The sequence below is a fragment of the Variovorax ureilyticus genome (assembly GCF_050632185.1).
Lineage (GTDB): Bacteria > Pseudomonadota > Gammaproteobacteria > Burkholderiales > Burkholderiaceae_C > Variovorax > Variovorax ureilyticus_A.
This window is the reverse complement of the sequence record NZ_CP192579.1, coordinates 589,997-605,359: the sequence shown is the minus strand read 5'-3', so window position 1 is coordinate 605,359 and position 15,363 is coordinate 589,997. Positions and strand designations below refer to the sequence as shown.

At 68.3% G+C, this 15,363-nt stretch carries 10 protein-coding genes and 1 pseudogene; 6 read left to right on the top strand and 5 right to left on the bottom strand.

Annotation, left to right across the window (positions count from 1 at the left end):
* Positions 1-1,768 (top strand): annotated as a pseudogene (locus ACQ858_RS02835) (ABC transporter ATP-binding protein/permease).
* Here the strand turns inward: ACQ858_RS02835 and queC are convergent.
* The 3 genes from queC to ACQ858_RS02820 are packed head-to-tail and all read right to left on the bottom strand — an operon-like array spanning position 1,747 to position 5,236.
* Positions 1,747-2,448 carry a 7-cyano-7-deazaguanine synthase QueC gene (gene queC / locus ACQ858_RS02830; RefSeq protein WP_431275328.1) on the bottom strand — a complete coding sequence of 234 codons (702 nt, stop codon included), beginning with the start codon at positions 2,446-2,448 and terminating at the stop codon, positions 1,747-1,749. The pseudogene ACQ858_RS02835 and the gene queC overlap by 22 nt on opposite strands.
* A 59-nt stretch (positions 2,449-2,507) precedes the next feature.
* A complete protein-coding gene (locus ACQ858_RS02825; RefSeq protein ID WP_431275327.1) occupies positions 2,508-2,972 on the bottom strand; it encodes a DUF1854 domain-containing protein in 465 nt (154 codons plus the stop codon).
* A complete protein-coding gene (locus ACQ858_RS02820; RefSeq protein ID WP_431275326.1) occupies positions 2,969-5,236 on the bottom strand; it encodes an ABC transporter ATP-binding protein in 2,268 nt (755 codons plus the stop codon). The genes ACQ858_RS02825 and ACQ858_RS02820 overlap by 4 nt, the downstream gene beginning before the upstream one ends.
* 139 nt (positions 5,237-5,375) lie before the next feature.
* Here ACQ858_RS02820 and cphA (ACQ858_RS02815) point away from each other — a divergent pair, with 139 nt between their 5' ends.
* The 5 genes from cphA (ACQ858_RS02815) (at position 5,376) to ACQ858_RS02795 (ending at position 12,687) form a co-directional block, all read left to right on the top strand.
* A complete protein-coding gene (gene cphA, locus ACQ858_RS02815; protein ID WP_431275325.1) occupies positions 5,376-7,616 on the top strand; it encodes a cyanophycin synthetase in 2,241 nt (746 codons plus the stop codon).
* A 4-nt stretch (positions 7,617-7,620) separates the two neighbouring features.
* Positions 7,621-10,188, top strand: a complete 2,568-nt coding sequence (gene cphA, locus ACQ858_RS02810) for a cyanophycin synthetase (protein ID WP_431275324.1) — start codon at positions 7,621-7,623, stop codon at positions 10,186-10,188.
* Positions 10,189-10,352: 164 nt separating this feature from the next.
* The gene (locus ACQ858_RS02805; RefSeq protein ID WP_431275323.1) at positions 10,353-10,793 is read left to right on the top strand and encodes a hypothetical protein; all 441 of its coding nucleotides are present in this window, start codon (positions 10,353-10,355) and stop codon (positions 10,791-10,793) included.
* A gap of 104 nt (positions 10,794-10,897) precedes the next feature.
* Positions 10,898-11,149 (top strand): hypothetical protein, encoded by a 252-nt coding sequence (locus tag ACQ858_RS02800; RefSeq protein ID WP_431275322.1) that lies wholly within the window; start codon positions 10,898-10,900, stop codon positions 11,147-11,149.
* A 92-nt stretch (positions 11,150-11,241) separates the two neighbouring features.
* Positions 11,242-12,687, top strand: coding sequence for a CHAD domain-containing protein (locus ACQ858_RS02795; protein ID WP_431275321.1), 1,446 nt, complete (start codon positions 11,242-11,244; stop codon positions 12,685-12,687).
* Here the strand turns inward: ACQ858_RS02795 and ACQ858_RS02790 are convergent, their stop codons facing one another.
* Both ACQ858_RS02790 and ACQ858_RS02785 read right to left on the bottom strand, forming a co-directional pair.
* Positions 12,688-13,617 carry a dihydrodipicolinate synthase family protein gene (locus tag ACQ858_RS02790; RefSeq protein WP_431275320.1) on the bottom strand — a complete coding sequence of 310 codons (930 nt, stop codon included), beginning with the start codon at positions 13,615-13,617 and terminating at the stop codon, positions 12,688-12,690.
* A gap of 9 nt (positions 13,618-13,626) precedes the next feature.
* Positions 13,627-15,360, bottom strand: a complete 1,734-nt coding sequence (locus ACQ858_RS02785; protein ID WP_431275319.1) for an IlvD/Edd family dehydratase — start codon at positions 15,358-15,360, stop codon at positions 13,627-13,629.
* Between the last annotated feature and the right edge of the window lie 3 nt (positions 15,361-15,363).

Genomic DNA, 15,363 nt, shown 5'->3' with positions numbered 1-15,363 from the left:
ATGACAGATCCTGCCGTCTCCCACAACCTCCTCACCACGCTGCGCCGCATCGGCGCGCTCGCTGCGCCGTACTTCCCGCTCGGAAGAGAAATGGAAGGCGCGTGGCCTCCTCGCCGCGATCGTCGCCCTCAATCTCGGCGTGGTCTACATGCTGGTGCTCAACAACCAGTGGTACGCGCGCTTCTACGACGCCCTGCAGAACAAGGACCAGGCGGTGTTCTGGCGCGAGATCGTCTTCTTCTGCTGGATCGCCGCCGGCTACATCGTGATCGCGATCCTCAAGTTCTACCTGACCCAGTTGCTGCAGCTGCGCTGGCGCGCATGGATGACGCGCAACTACCTCGGGCGCTGGATGGCCGACAACACCTTCTACCGGCTCGAACTCGCGCGCTACGGCCGGCAGACCGGCGAGTCGCCCGACAACCCCGACCAGCGCATCCAGGAGGACATGCAGATGTTCACCGACTACACGATGACGCTGTCGATGGGCCTGCTCAACGCGGTCGTCACGCTGGTGAGCTTCATCGGCATTCTCTGGATCGAGAGCGGCACCACGAGCCTCACGCTGTTCGGCAGCACCTACACGGTGCCGGGCTCGATGGTCTGGATCGCGGCCCTGTATTGCACGGCGGGCACGATCATCACCCACTACATCGGCCGCCCGCTGATCGGCCTGAACTTCCAGCAGCAGCGCTTCGAGGCCGACTTCCGGCATCACCTGATGCGCGTGCGCGAATACAGCGAGGCGATCGCGCTCGATCGCGGCGCGCAAGTGGAGCACGGCCAGCTCAAGCTGCGCTTCGGTGCGGTGCTCAAGAACTACCTGCAGCTCATCAACAAGCAGAAGAACCTCGTGGCTTTCACCGCCTCGTTCGGGCAGGCCTCGGTGATCTTCGCCTTCATCGTGCAGGCGCCGCGCTTCTTCAGCGGTGCGATCCAGCTCGGCCAGCTCATGCAGGTCAACTCGGCGTTCGGCCGCGTGCAGGATTCGCTGAGCTGGTTCGTCGACAACTACGACCGCGTGGCCGTGTGGCGTGCCACCGCCGATCGTCTGACCACCTTCGAGGCCGCGATGCGCGCGCATGCCGGTGCGGCCAGCCCGCTCGAACGCACGCCCGCGCCCAGCGGCCAGGGCCTCCGCGCGGCCGATGTGAGCGTCGCGCTGCCCGACGGCGAACCGCTGATCCAGGGCGCCGCGCTCTCGGTGCAGCCCGGTGACAGCGTGATGCTGCAGGGCCCCTCGGGCAGCGGCAAGTCCACGCTGTTCCGCGCCTTCGCGGGCATCTGGCCCTTTGCGCACGGGCGCGTGTCGATCCCGGCGAATGCGATGTTCATCCCGCAGCGGCCGTACGTGCCCAACGGCCGGCTGCGCGACGCGCTGGCCTATCCGCAGCCGGCGGGCGACTACAGCGACGAGCAACTCGTGCAGGCCTTGAACGACGCGATGCTGCCCGACTTCGCCGGCCGCCTCGACGACAGCGATGCCTGGAGCCAGAAGCTTTCCGGCGGCGAACAGCAGCGTCTCGCGATCGCGCGCGTGATGCTGCGCAAGCCGGCGTGGCTGTTCGCCGACGAGGCCACGAGTGCGCTCGACGTCGAGACGGAAGAAACGCTCTACAAGCGGCTCACGGCCGGCGTGAAGGCCGCCGGCGGTGCGATGGTGTCGATCGCGCACCGCGCCTCGGTCGGCGCCTTCCACGACAGGCGCTGGACGCTGGTGCCCGAATCGAACGGCGCCGCGGCCCGCTACAGGGTCGAGGCGATGTAGCGTTCCCAGCCGCGGGCGCGAAGCTCGCAGGCCGGGCAGTTGCCGCAGCCGTAGCCCCAGCCGTGGCGCTGGGCGCGGTCGCCGAGGTAGCAGGTGTGCGTGTCCTCGACGATGAGATCGACCAGCGCGTTGCCGCCGATGCGATGCGCCAGCCCCCAGGTCGCGGCCTTGTCGATCCACATGAGCGGCGTCTCGATCAGGAACCGCCGGTCCATGCCGAGCGAAAGCGCCAGCTGCATCGCCTTCATGGTGTCGTCGCGGCAGTCGGGGTAGCCGGAGAAGTCGGTCTCGCACACCCCGGTCACGATCACGTCGATGCCGCGCCGGTACGCCAGCGCACCGGCGAGCGTGAGAAACAGCAGGTTGCGCCCCGGCACGAAGGTGTTCGGCAAGCCGTTGGCCTGCATCTCGAACGCGATGTCCTGCGTCAGCGACGATGCGCTGATCTGCCCGAGCACATCGATCGTGAGCATGTGGTCCTCGCCCAGCCGCGCGTCCCAGCGCGGAAAGTGCTCGCGCAGATGCGCGAGCACCTTGCCGCGCGCCTCCAGCTCGATGCGATGGCGCTGGCCGTAGTCGAAGCCGACCGTTTCGACGCGCTGGTATTGGTCGAGCGCTGCGGCCGGGCAGGTGGTGGAGTCCTGCCCGCCGGAGAAGAGGACGAGTGCGGTGGTGTGCATGGTGATCTTCGCGTTCCCTGAAAGGGCGCGAGTTTGGCACCATCGACCACAAGCGCTTGTTACAGGAACCGCTCGAGCAGCTTGCGCGAGTGGCGGTCCAGCGCCTTGACGTCCGGAATGCGGAATTGCAGCCCATGCGCGCTCGCGATCAGCAGCGCGCCACCTTCGAGCCGGCGGATGTCTTCCTCGGCCTTGAGCACGAAGCGGGTCTCGCCGCGATCGGTGCTCACGCTCCAGGTGCTCGGCACGCCGAAGCTCGAAACCTTGTGCAGCTTCTGCAGCGTCGGCGCGAAGTCGCGCGCCACGAGCTCCTGGTCGAGCAATTCGCGCATCGCTGCGGGCAGGTCGGCGATCCGGTCGATCCACACGAGCTCGCGCCCGTCGGTTCCCACCAGCGAGATCCCGTGATCCGGCGCCGTGAGCGGAAACGCGCGCACGGGCACGACGCCCGCGTGACGCACGCCCTCGGCATCCGTCAGCACGAGCCGCCCGAAGGCATCGCGTTCGAGTTGAAAGTCGTTCATGCGTCCCCCGCCGGATGGGCTGCGTGCGCGCCGAGCGCGGCGGCCACTGCACCGTGTTCGGCCACGGCGCCTGCGCTCTCTTCGTCGGCCTGCCGAAGTTGCGCCTGATAGAGCCGCCAATAGGCGCCCTGCTTTTCCATGAGCGCGTCGTGCGGGCCCACTTCGACGATCTCGCCGCGGTCCATCACCACGAGGCGGTCGGCCTTGCGCAGCGTGGAAAGCCGGTGCGCGATCGCGATCGTGGTGCGGCCTTGCACGAGGTTGTCGAGGGCCTTCTGGATTTCCTTCTCGGTCTCGGTATCGACCGCCGAAGTGGCCTCGTCGAGGATGAGGATGCGCGGATCGATCAGGAGCGCGCGCGCAATGCTGATGCGCTGCCGCTCACCGCCCGAGAGGCCCTGGCCGCGCTCGCCGACCAGCGAGTCGTAGCCATGCGGCAGGCGCAGGATGAAGTCGTGCGCGTGCGCTGCGCGTGCGGCAGCCACGATCTCCTCGCGCGTGGCATCGGGCTTGCCGTAGGCGATGTTCTGGGCGATGGTGCCGAAGAACAGGAAGGGCTCCTGCAGCACCAGCCCCACGTGCCGGCGGTAGTCGGCCACCGCGAAGCGGCGGATGTCGGTGCCGTCGACCTTGATCGCGCCATCGGTCACGTCGTAGAAGCGGCAGATCAGGTTGACCAGCGTGCTCTTGCCCGAGCCGCTGTGGCCGACCAGGCCGATCATCTCGCCCGGCTCGATCACGAGATCGAGGTCGCGGATCACCGCGCGGCTGCCGTAGCGGAAGCCGACATCCGACATCTCGATGCGGCCCTGCACGCGATCGACCTGCACCGGGTTCGCGGGCTCGGGCACGTTGCTCACATGGTCGAGGATGTCGAAGATCCGTTTGGCGCCCGCTGCCGCCTTCTGCGTGACCGAGACGATGCGGCTCATCGAATCCAGCCGCGTGTAGAAGCGCCCGATGTACGCGATGAACGCCGTGAGCACACCGACCGTGATGCTGCCGCGCGCCACCTGCCAGATGCCGAAGGCCCAGACCACCAGCAGGCCGATTTCGGTGAGCAGCGACACGCTCGGCGTGAACAGCGACCAGGTCTTGTTGAGCTTGTCGTTGACCTGCAGGTTATAGGCATTGGCCGCACGGAAGCGGTTGGATTCGCGCTGCTCCTGCGCAAAAGCCTTCACGACGCGGATGCCGGGAATGGTGTCGGCGAGCACGTTGGTGACCTCGCTCCACACCCGGTCGATCTTCTCGAAGCCGGTGCGCAGCTTGTCGCGCACTACGTGGATCATCCAGGCGATGAAAGGCAGCGGCACCAGCGTGACGACCGCCAGCAGCGGGTTGATCGAGAACAGGATCACCGCGGTCATCGCGATCATCAGCACGTCGGTGAGGAAGTCGAGCGCATGCAGCGACAGGAAGACGTTGATGCGGTCGGTCTCCGAGCCGATGCGCGCCATCAGGTCGCCGGTGCGCTTGCCGCCGAAGTAATCCAGCGGCAACGTCAGCAAATGTTCGTAAGTGGTGGTGCGCAGGTCGGCGCCGATGCGTTCGGACACCAGCGCCAGCAGGTAAGTGCGCGCCCACCCCAGTGCCCAGCCGACCAGCGCGGCCGCCAGCAGCGCGGAGAGGAACAGCACCACCTTGTGGACCGCGATCTGCTGCCCGTTCTGGAACGGGATCAGGATGTCGTCCATCAGCGGGATGGTCAGGTAAGGCGGGACCAGCGTCGCGGCGGTCGAGGCCAGCGTCAGCAAGAAACCGGTGATCAACTGCCGGCGATAGGGCTTGGCGAAGCGGCCGAGCCGCAGCAGCACCCAGGTCGAGGGCGGCGTCTGGCGTTCGGTTTCGCCCGCCTCGTCCGCGTCGGCGCCCGGCAGTGTCACTTGCGCGACACGCTCGGCGTGCTGCTCGAACAGCTTCTGCACCTTCAGCGCCGCGGCCTGGTGCGCCAGGGTGTAGCGCCACCGCGCCAGCCGGCCCTTGTCGTCCAGCAGGTCCAGCGTGCCGATGCCGGCATGGTCGGAAAGCTGCAATTCCAGTCCCGGCGCAGGGAGCGCCCACTCGAACCAGGCCCCCGGGTTGCGCACCAGCAGGCGCCGGTCGGTCAGGGCGAGCAGGCCGGAGGCAAACCGAAGTTCCTCGTCAAGGTCAACCGGCAGAGTCGCCAGAACGTTTTCCGCCGGTATGAGCCGGCTCTCCAGCGCCGCTGAAGCCTCCTCAGATTCGCCCCCCGGGGTGCCGACTGGATCGTGATGTTGCATTGTGTTTCTATATCTCCGGCCCGCTGCCGGACCCTTCATGGCGCCCAGAACCTGTTTCCGAGGGCGCCGATTCTGACCGATCGCCATGGGTGCGCCTGAGGGCGCCGCCGTGCTCGGCCAAAGCACATCGAACGTTTTCATGACCCGTTTCGACGACATCCGACTGCTGCGCATCAACTATTTGCGCGGCCCGAACCTCTGGACCTACCGACCCGTGCTGGAAGTCTGGCTCGATCTCGGCCGGCTGGAGGACCATCCGTCCAACACGATCCCGGGCTTCACCGACCGGCTCACGGCCCTGCTGCCGGCACTGATCGAGCACCACTGCGGCGTCGGCGAGCGCGGCGGCTTCATCCAGCGCCTGACCGAAGGCACCTGGGCCGGCCACGTGCTGGAGCACGTGGTGATCGAGCTCTTGAACCTCGCCGGCATGCCCACCGGCTTCGGGCAAACCCGGAGCACGTCGGAACATGGCGTCTACCGCATGGTTTTCCGCGCGCGTGACGAGCAGGTCGCCCGGGTCGCGCTGGCCGAAGGCCACAAGCTGCTGATGGCGGCGATCAACAACGACCCCTTCGGCGCGGCGGACGTGCAGAAGGCGGTCGACGCGGTCAAGGCCAAGGTCGAGGACTGCTACCTCGGTCCGAGCACCGCCTGCATCGTCGGCGCCGCCACCGACCGCGGCATTCCGCACATGCGCCTGAACGACGGCAACCTCGTGCAGCTCGGCTACGGCGCGAACCAGCAGCGCATCTGGACCGCCGAGACCGACTACACCAGCGCCATCGGGGAATCGATCGCGAGCGACAAGGAACTGACCAAGTCCCTGCTTGCCAGCTGCGGCGTGCCGGTGCCCGAGGGCCAGGTCGTCGCCAACGCCGAGGAAGCCTGGGAAGCGGCCGAGGACATCGGCCTGCCGGTGGCGGTCAAGCCCTCCGACGCCAACCACGGCCGCGGCGTTTCGTTGGAACTGAACACGCGCGAGGAGGTCATGGCCGCCTTCGCGGTCGCCGAGCCCGAGGGCAGCGACGTGATGGTCGAGCGCTTCATCCGTGGCGCCGAGCATCGCCTGCTGGTGGTCGGCGGCCAGGTGGTTGCGGCCGCACGCGGCGAAATCATCACCGTGACCGGCGACGGCCGCGCCACCGTCGCCGAACTGATCGACAGCCAGCTCAACAGCGACCCCCGCCGCGGCGCGGAAGAGGAATACCCGCTGGACGTCATCGTTCTCGAGACCGACGCCAAGCTGCAGCTCGAGCTCAAGCGCCAGGACCTCGACGGCACGTCGGTGCCTGCGGCCGGGCGTGTCGTCACGATCCAGCGCAACGGCAACATGTCGATCGACTGCACCGACCAGGTCCACCCCGAAGTGGCGCATGCCGCAGTGCTGGCCGCGCGCGTGGTGGGCCTCGACATCGCCGGCATCGATCTGGTGGCGCAGGACATCTCCAAGCCGCTCGCGGTGCAGGGCGGCGCCATCGTCGAAGTCAACGCCGGCCCCGGCCTGCTGATGCACCTGAAGCCGGCCGTCGGCTCGCCGCGCCCGGTGGGCCGCGCGATCTGCGATCACCTCTTTCCGGACGACGCCCCGGGCCGCATCCCGGTCGTCGGCGTCGCCGGCTCGCGCGACACCGCGGTGCTGGCGCGGCTGGTCGCGTGGCTGATCGGCCTCGGCGGCCGCCATACCGGGCTGGCCTGCCGCGACGGCCTTTTCCTCGAGCGCCGCCGCGTCGACGCGCGCAACAGCGCCAACTGGGAAGCCGGCCATCGCCTGCTGGTCAACCGTGCGGTGCAGGCGGTCGTCATCGAGAACGGGGCCGACACCATCCTGCGCGATGGCCTGGCCTACGACCGCTGCGAAGTCGGCATCGTCACGGACCTCGAAGGCTCCGAAGCCCTCTCCGAATTCGACATCACCGAGAGCGACCAGATGGTCAAGGTGCTGCGCACGCAGGTCGACGTAGTGCTGCCCGAAGGTACCGCCGTGCTGAATGCGGCGGACCCGCGCGTGGCCGGCCTCGCGCCGCTGTGCGACGGCGACGTGATCCTCTATTCGACCGACCCGCAGGCCGAAGCACTGGCCGGGCATCAAGCCGACGGCGGCAAAGCCGTACTGGTCCGTCAGGACCGCGTGGTGCTAGCCAACGGTTCCAGCGAATCCTTCCTGCCCGGCCTCGGCCGCCTGACGATCTGGCGCGCAACGCATGCCGGCGTCAGCCTCGAAAGCCTGCTCGCGGCGGTCGCCGCGGGCTGGGCGATGGGCATTCCGCTGAACCTCATCGGTGCCGGCGTCGAAGCCTTCGAGGCCGATCTGCAAGCGGCGCTCGCGTCTTTGCAGCTGTCGCAGACGCTGCTGTCTCCTGAACAACAACTCGCCTGAGCTCATGGAAGTCATCCGTACCCGCGCTCTGCGCGGCCCCAACCTGTGGAGCCGCCACACCTGCATCGAGGTCATCGTGCGCTGCGAAGGCGACGAGAACGCCGTCGAGCGGCTGCCCGACTTCGAGAACCGCCTGCGCGCACTCTTCCCCACCATCGGCGAGCTGCACCCCATCGTGCTCGGCCAGCCGCTGGCGCTCGCGCACGTGCTCGAGAACGCTGCAGTGGCGCTTCAGGCGCAGGCGGGTTGCGCGGTCAATTTCGGCCACACCTCGCGCACGGTCGAGGAAGGCGTCTACCAGGTCACCTTCCAGTACAGCGAGGAAGCCGTCGGGCGCCGCGCGCTGGAGCTCGCACTCAAGCTGATCGACGCCGTGCGCACCGGGGGCGAATTCGATGCCACCGCCGCGATCACCGAACTGCGCGACCTCGACGAAGACGAGCGACTCGGCCCCAGCACGGGCTCCATCGTGGACGCGGCCGTCGCGCGCGGCATTCCCTATCGCCGGCTCACCCGCGGCAGCCTCGTGCAGTTCGGCTGGGGCTCGAAGCAGCGCCGCATCCAGGCCGCCGAGGTGGACAGCACCAGCGGCGTCGCCGAATCCATCGCGCAGGACAAGGAGCTCACCAAGCAACTGCTGAACGCGGCAGGCGTACCGGTGCCGCTCGGCCGTCCGGTCGCGAACCTCGAGGACGCCTGGGCCGCCGCGCTGGAGATCGGCCTCCCCGTCGTCGTCAAGCCGCAGGACGGCAACCAGGGCAAGGGCGTGACGGTCAACATCACGGCGCGCGAGCAGCTCGACGCGGCCTATGCCTCCGCCGCGCACTACGGCGAAGTCATGGTCGAGAAATTCCTGCCCGGTTTCGACTTCCGCCTGCTGGTGGTGGGCAACCGCCTGGTGGCGGCCGCCCGTCGCGATCCGCCGCAGGTGATCGGCGACGGCGTGAAGACGGTGCGCGAACTGGTCGACATCGTCAACCAGGACCCGCGCCGCGGCGAAGGACACGCGACCTCGCTGACCAAGATCCGCCTCGACGACATCGCCGTCGGTCGCCTCGAAGCGCAAGGCCTGACGCCCGACAGCGTGCCAACGCTCGGCCAGCGCGTGGTGCTGCGCAACAACGCGAACCTTTCCACAGGCGGCACGGCCACCGACGTGACCGACACCGTGCACCCCGAAGTCGCGGCGCGCGCGGTCGACGCGGCCCAGATGGTCGGCCTGCACATCTGCGGCGTCGACATGGTCTGCGAGAACGTCCTGCGCCCGCTCGAGGAACAGCACGGCGGCGTGGTCGAAGTCAACGCCGCGCCCGGCCTGCGCATGCACATCTCGCCTTCGTTCGGCCGCGGCCGCGCGGTCGGCGAGGCGGTGATGGACACGCTCTTCGCCCCTGGCGACGACGGGCGCATCCCGGTCGTCGCGGTCACTGGCACCAACGGCAAGACCACCACCGCGCGGCTGATCAACCACCTGCTCGCTGGCAGCGGCCTGCGCACCGGCATGACCAACACCGACGGTGTCTATGTCGACGGCCGCCAGACCGACAGCGGCGACTGCAGCGGCCCGAAGAGCGCCCGCAATGTGCTGCTGCACCCCGACGTCGACGCCGCCGTCTTCGAAGTGGCGCGCGGCGGCATCCTGCGCGAAGGCCTCGGCTTCGATCGCTGCCAGGTGGCGGTGGTGACCAACATCGGCAGCGGCGACCACCTCGGCCTCAACTACATCACCACCGTGGAAGACCTCGCGGTGCTCAAGCGCGTGATCGTGCGCAACGTGGCGCCCGGCGGCTACGCGGTGCTCAACGCGGCCGACCCGAACGTGGCCGCGATGGCGACCACCTGCCCCGGGAACGTGATCTTCTTCGCCGCCGACAAGCAGCATCCGGTGATGGCCACGCACCGCGCGCAGGGCAAGCGCACCGTCTACGTCGACCACGACGCGGTGGTTGCGGCCGAAGGCTCGTGGCGCGAACGCATTCCGCTGCGCGACGTGCAAATCACACGCAACGGCACGATCGGCTTCCAGGTCGACAACGTGATGGCCTCGGTCGCTGCCGCATGGGCGGTCGGGCTCGACTGGGACACCATCCGCAGCGGGCTCGCGAGCTTCAAGAACGATGCCGCCGGCGTGCCCGGCCGCTTCAACGTGATGGACTACCGCGGCGCGACCGTGATCGCCGACTACGGCCACAACACCGACGCGATGCGCGCGCTGGTGGCCGCCGTCGACACCATGCCGGCGAAGAGGCGCTCGGTCGTCATCAGCGGCGCGGGCGACCGGCGCGATTGCGACATCCGCGACCAGACCGCGATCCTCGGCGAGGCGTTCGACGACGTCATCCTCTACCAGGACGCGGCGCAGCGCGGCCGCGCCGACGGCGAGGTGATGGCGCTGCTGCGGCAGGGGCTCCAAGGGGCCGGGCGTACCCGCCACATCGAAGAGATCCGCGGTGAGTTCATCGCGATCGACGCCGCGCTCGCGCGGCTGCAGCCCGGCGATCTGTCGCTGATCCTGGTGGACCAGGTCGAGGAAGCGCTCGCTCACCTGGCAAAGCGCATCGCCGAAGCCTGAGCCTCAGCAAGACGCTCGCGCGACCGCGAGCCGGTCTTGTCCGACACGAACGCGCGCCGGTGGGCGCTGGCTCCGCGCCGGCTCCGCTCGCATACTTTGATCTCCTGGCACGGCCGCACCGCCGCAGGTGCCGTCGCGCCGCGTCTCAAAGGAAAGGAGTGATCATGAAGAGCGCTGTTCGATCGTCTCTTGCCGTTCTTGCCGCCGCCGCGGGTCTGGCCGTGACGTCCTCGGCCCTGGCCCAATCCGGCTCCCTCCCTTGCGATGGCGTCATGCAGGACCGGGCCGCCTGTCTGCGCGAAAGAGGCGCTGCCGCCCAGACCGCGCGCCGGGGCGGCTTCCCGAAGGTGGATGAAGCCCAGTTGCGCCAGAACGCACTGGCCCGCTGCGCCCGCCAGCCCCCATCCGACCAGACCGCCTGCGAGCAGCGCGTGCTCGGCACCGGGCAGACCACCGTCACCGGCAGCGTGCTCGGCGGCGGGGTGATCCGCACGACGGAAACGCCAGTTCCCGCGCCATCGGCGGCGCCGATGCCAGCGACGCGGCCCGCTCCGATGCAAAGCCCGATGCCAATGCCAATGCCAATGCCTGCTCCACCCCGATAGGCGCCCACTCGTTACTGCTCGCCCGCGCCTGTCACACAACGGTAACAAACGGAACGGAGGCGCTGGCTATAGTCATGGGCTTGTCTCAATGAGGAGAGCATCCCATGAATGCCATCAAGGTCGCGCGTCGCTTCATCGAAACCGACCCGGCCAACGACTCGGCGAAAATTCTTGCGAGGCTCGTGCTCGCGCTTGAGTCGGAAAGCAGCTTCGAGCTCGTCCACCTCTACGACCTCGACTACAAGAGCTTCCAGCTGGCGATCGACATCCTGAAGGAGTGGCGGCTCGACCGGTACTACGCGAGCAAGTCCAAACTGTTCGATCTTTCGCTGCAGGTCCGCGAATTGCAGGAGTGATCCAGGCCGAAGCGGCCTGCTGACCGACCAGTGACCGAATTCGAACTCAAATTCCAGATCAGCCCCCGCAGCGCGCAGCGGTCGAGGCGGCCGTGGGGCGGGGCCGGTCGCATGTCGCGCGCCTGCGCGCGCGCTACTTCGACACCGCCGACGGCGCGCTGGCCGCACAGCACATCGTGCTGCGGCTGCGCAAGGAAGGCCGTACCTGGTGGCAGACCGCGAAGGCACCGGGCGGTACGCTGCTCGAGCGTCACGAACACAACGTCGAGCTGCCGCCCGCGAGCGCGCGCGAAGTGCCGGTGCCCCGCATCGAGCGCCATGAAGGCACGCCGGTCAGCAGGCTGATCCACGACGCGCTCCTCAAGGCCGGACACGATCCCGCGACGGCCGAGCTCACCGCGGTCTACGGCACGGACGTCCGCCGCACCACGCGCGAAATGCGCACCGGCGACGCCCTGGTCGAGCTCGCCTTCGACCACGGCGAGGTGAGTGCGGGCGAACGCTCCCACCCGCTGTGCGAACTCGAGATCGAGCTGAAGAGCGGCGGCCCGCATTCGATGCTCGAACTCGCCCATCGCTGGCGCAACCGCTACGCGCTCTGGCTCGACACGGTGCCGAAGTCCGCGCGCGGCCAGCGTCTGGCCAAGGGTGAGGTGTTCGGCGGCCCGGTCAAGGCGGAGCCACCCAGCCTCGACGACCATTCCGACGGGCCACAGGTTCTTCGCGCGGTCATCCAGGCCTGCCTGTCGCAGATCCTCGCCAACGCAAGCGAAGTCGCGGCCGGCAGCGCGAACCCCGAACACGTCCATCAGTTGCGCGTGGGCATCCGGCGACTGCGCACGGCGTTGCGCGAAATGGAAGCGCTGGCGCCCTCGCTGATCGATCCCGCGTGGGAATCGACCCTGGTGAGCGCGTTCCGCGCACTCGGCCGCCAGCGCGACCGGGACCAGCTGCTGCACGTCGTCCAGCCCCGACTCGAGGCGGTCGGCGGGCCGCCGATCGCGTGGGCCGAAGCAACCCCGCCGCCCGATCCGGTCGACGTGGTCCGCAGCGCCGAATTCCAGAACGTGCTGCTCGCACTCGTCGCCGCCACCCTTCCGACCGAAACGGCAGACGGCGACGAGGACCCAAAGCCGGCCGTGCAACCCGCTTCCGCGCGCAAGCACCTGCGCATGCGGCTCTCGAAGCTGCATCGCCAGGTCGTGCGCGATGGCCAGCGCTACGAGACGCTGGAGCCGGCCGCGCAGCACCGCGTGCGCAAGAGGCTCAAACGCCTGCGCTATCTCGGCGAATTCGTCGCGCCGCTCTTCGGCTCGCGCGATGCGAAGCGCTACCTCAAGAAGCTCGAACCCGCGCAGGACGCACTCGGGCAGCACAACGACAACGCGGTCGCGATGGCCGCCTACCGCGACAACACGGCGCACGACGGGCGATCGTGGTTCGCCGTCGGCTGGCTGGGCGCACGTCAGCCCGCGAGCGCCGCTCTATGCCGCGAGGCGCTCACCGAAATCGCGAAGGCCCAACCCTTCTGGAAATAGTCAGCGCCCCCAGCGCAGCACCAGCGGATCGAGCCGCCGCGCGGTCTCGATCAGCCCGGCGCGCGTGTCCGGATGCATCGGCGGGAGCGGATGCCGCGGCGCTTCGCATGCGATCACGCCGCCCTCCTTCATCAGCGCCTTGCAGGCAAGCAGTCCGGCCTGCCGGTTCTCGTAGTTGATCAGCGGCAGCCACTGCCGATAGCGCTCGAAGGCCTGTTCGCGCCGGCCCGCGAGGTGATCGAAGATGATCGCGCGCAGCCCGTCGGGGTAGCCGCCGCCGGTCATCGAACCGGTCGCGCCCGCATCGAGATCGGCCATCAGCGTGATCGCCTCCTCACCGTCCCACGGCCCTTCGATCGCATCGCCGCCGAGGCGGATCAGTTCGCGCAGCTTCGATGCGGCGCCAGCCGTTTCGATCTTGAAGTACGCGACGTGCTCGATCTCCTTCGCCATTCGCGCAAGGAACGGCGCCGAGAGCACAGTGCCGCTCGCCGGTGCGTCCTGGATCATGATGGGAATGTCCACCGCGTCGGACACCCGCGCGTAGAAGTCGAAGATCTGCGGCTCCGGCACGCGAAAGGTCGCGCCGTGATAGGGCGGCATCACCATCAGCATCGCCGCCCCCATGTCTTGCGCACGACGGCTGCGCTCGGCGCACACCCGGGTGCTGAAGTGCGTGGTGGTGACGATCACCGGCACGCGGCCCGCCACGTGCTCCAGGATCGTGCGCGTGAGGACCTCGCGCTCTTCGTCCGACAGCACGAACTGCTCTGAGAAGTTCGCGAGGATGCAGATGCCGTCCGAGCCCGCGTCGATCATGAAGTCGATGCAGCGCTTCTGGCTCGCGAGATCGAGCTCGCCCGATTCGGTGAAGGTGGTCGGGGCGACCGGGAAGATGCCCTGGTGGCGGCGTTGCGTCGATGGGGTCATGGTCGTGTGTCAGTGGGAATGCTTCGGCACCGCTGCACCGCGGCAGCCGACGAGGAAATCGAAATCGCAGCCCTCATCGGCCTGCAGCACATGGTCGATGTAGAGCCGCTGGTAGCCGCTGCCCTTCTCGCGCGAAGGTGCGATGGACTGGAGGCGGTCGGCCAGTTCGTCATCGCTGATGTCGAGATGCAGCCGGCCCTGCTCGCAATCGAGCTCGATCCAGTCACCGTCGCGCACCACCGCGAGCGGCCCGCCAGCCGCGGCTTCGGGCGCGACATGAAGCACGACCGTGCCATAGGCCGTGCCGCTCATGCGCGCGTCGGAAATCCGCACCATGTCCTTGATGCCCTGACGCAGCAGTTTCGGCGGCAGGCCCATGTTGCCCACCTCGGCCATGCCCGGGTACCCCTTGGGGCCGCAGTTCTTCATCACCAGGACCGAGCTGGCATCGACATCGAGCGACTCATCGACGATGCGCGCCTTGTAGTGCTCGAAGTCCTCGAACACCACCGCGCGCCCGCGATGCCTGAGCAGTTCGGGCGATGCCGCCGACGGCTTCAGCACCGCGCCGCGCGGCGAGAGATTGCCGCGAAGAATGCACATGCCGCCGTCCTCGATCAGGGGTTTGTCGATGGGGCGGATCACTTCGTCGTCGTAGCTCGGCGCCTCGCGCACGTTGTCCCACAGCGATCGGCCGTTGACCGTCAGCGCGTCCGGGTGCGGCAGCAGGCCGTTTTCGCCGAGCCTGCGCAGCACAGCCGGCAAGCCGCCGGCGTAATAGAACTCTTCCATGAGGAAGCGGCCCGAGGGCATCAGGTCCACGAGCGTTGGCGTGCCGCGACCGATGCGCGTCCAGTCCTCCAGTTCGAGCGGAACGCCGATGCGCCCCGCGATCGCCTTGAGGTGGATGACCGCATTCGTCGACCCGCCGATCGCCGCATTGGTGCTGATCGCGTTTTCGAAGGCCTCGCGCGTGAGGATCTTCGAGAGCGTCAGCCCCTCGCGCGCGATCTCCACCGCGCGCATGCCCGACATCTGCGCGAGCACGTAGCGGCGCGCATCGACCGCCGGGATGGCCGCGTTGTGCGGCAGCGCGACGCCGAGCACCTCGGCCATGCAGGCCATCGTCGACGCGGTGCCCATGGTGTTGCAGGTGCCCGCCGAGCGCGACATGCCCGCTTCCGCCGAAAGGAACTGGTGCACGTCGATCTCGCCCGCCTTCATCGCCTCGTGCAGCTGCCAGACGGCGGTGCCCGAGCCGATGTCGCGGCCTTCCAGCTTGCCGTTGAGCATCGGTCCGCCCGACACCACGATCGCGGGGATGTCGCAGCTTGCCGCGCCCATCAGCAGCGCGGGCGTGGTCTTGTCGCAGCCGGCCAGCAACACGACCGCATCGATCGGGTTGCCGCGGATCGCTTCCTCCACGTCCATGCTCGCAAGATTGCGCGTGAGCATCGCCGTGGGACGCAGGTTGGACTCGCCGTTGGAGAACACGGGAAACTCCACCGGAAAGCCGCCTGCTTCTGATATACCGCGCTTGACGTGCTCGGCGATCTTGCGGAAGTGCGCATTGCAGGGCGTGAGCTCGGACCAGGTGTTGCAGATGCCGATGATCGGCCGGCCGTCGAACTCATGGTCGGGAATGCCCTGGTTCTTCATCCAGCTCCGGTACATGAAGCCGTTCTTGTCGGCCGGGCCGAACCAGTCGGCGGAACGAAGTTTCCTGGGTTTCTGATCGGACATTCG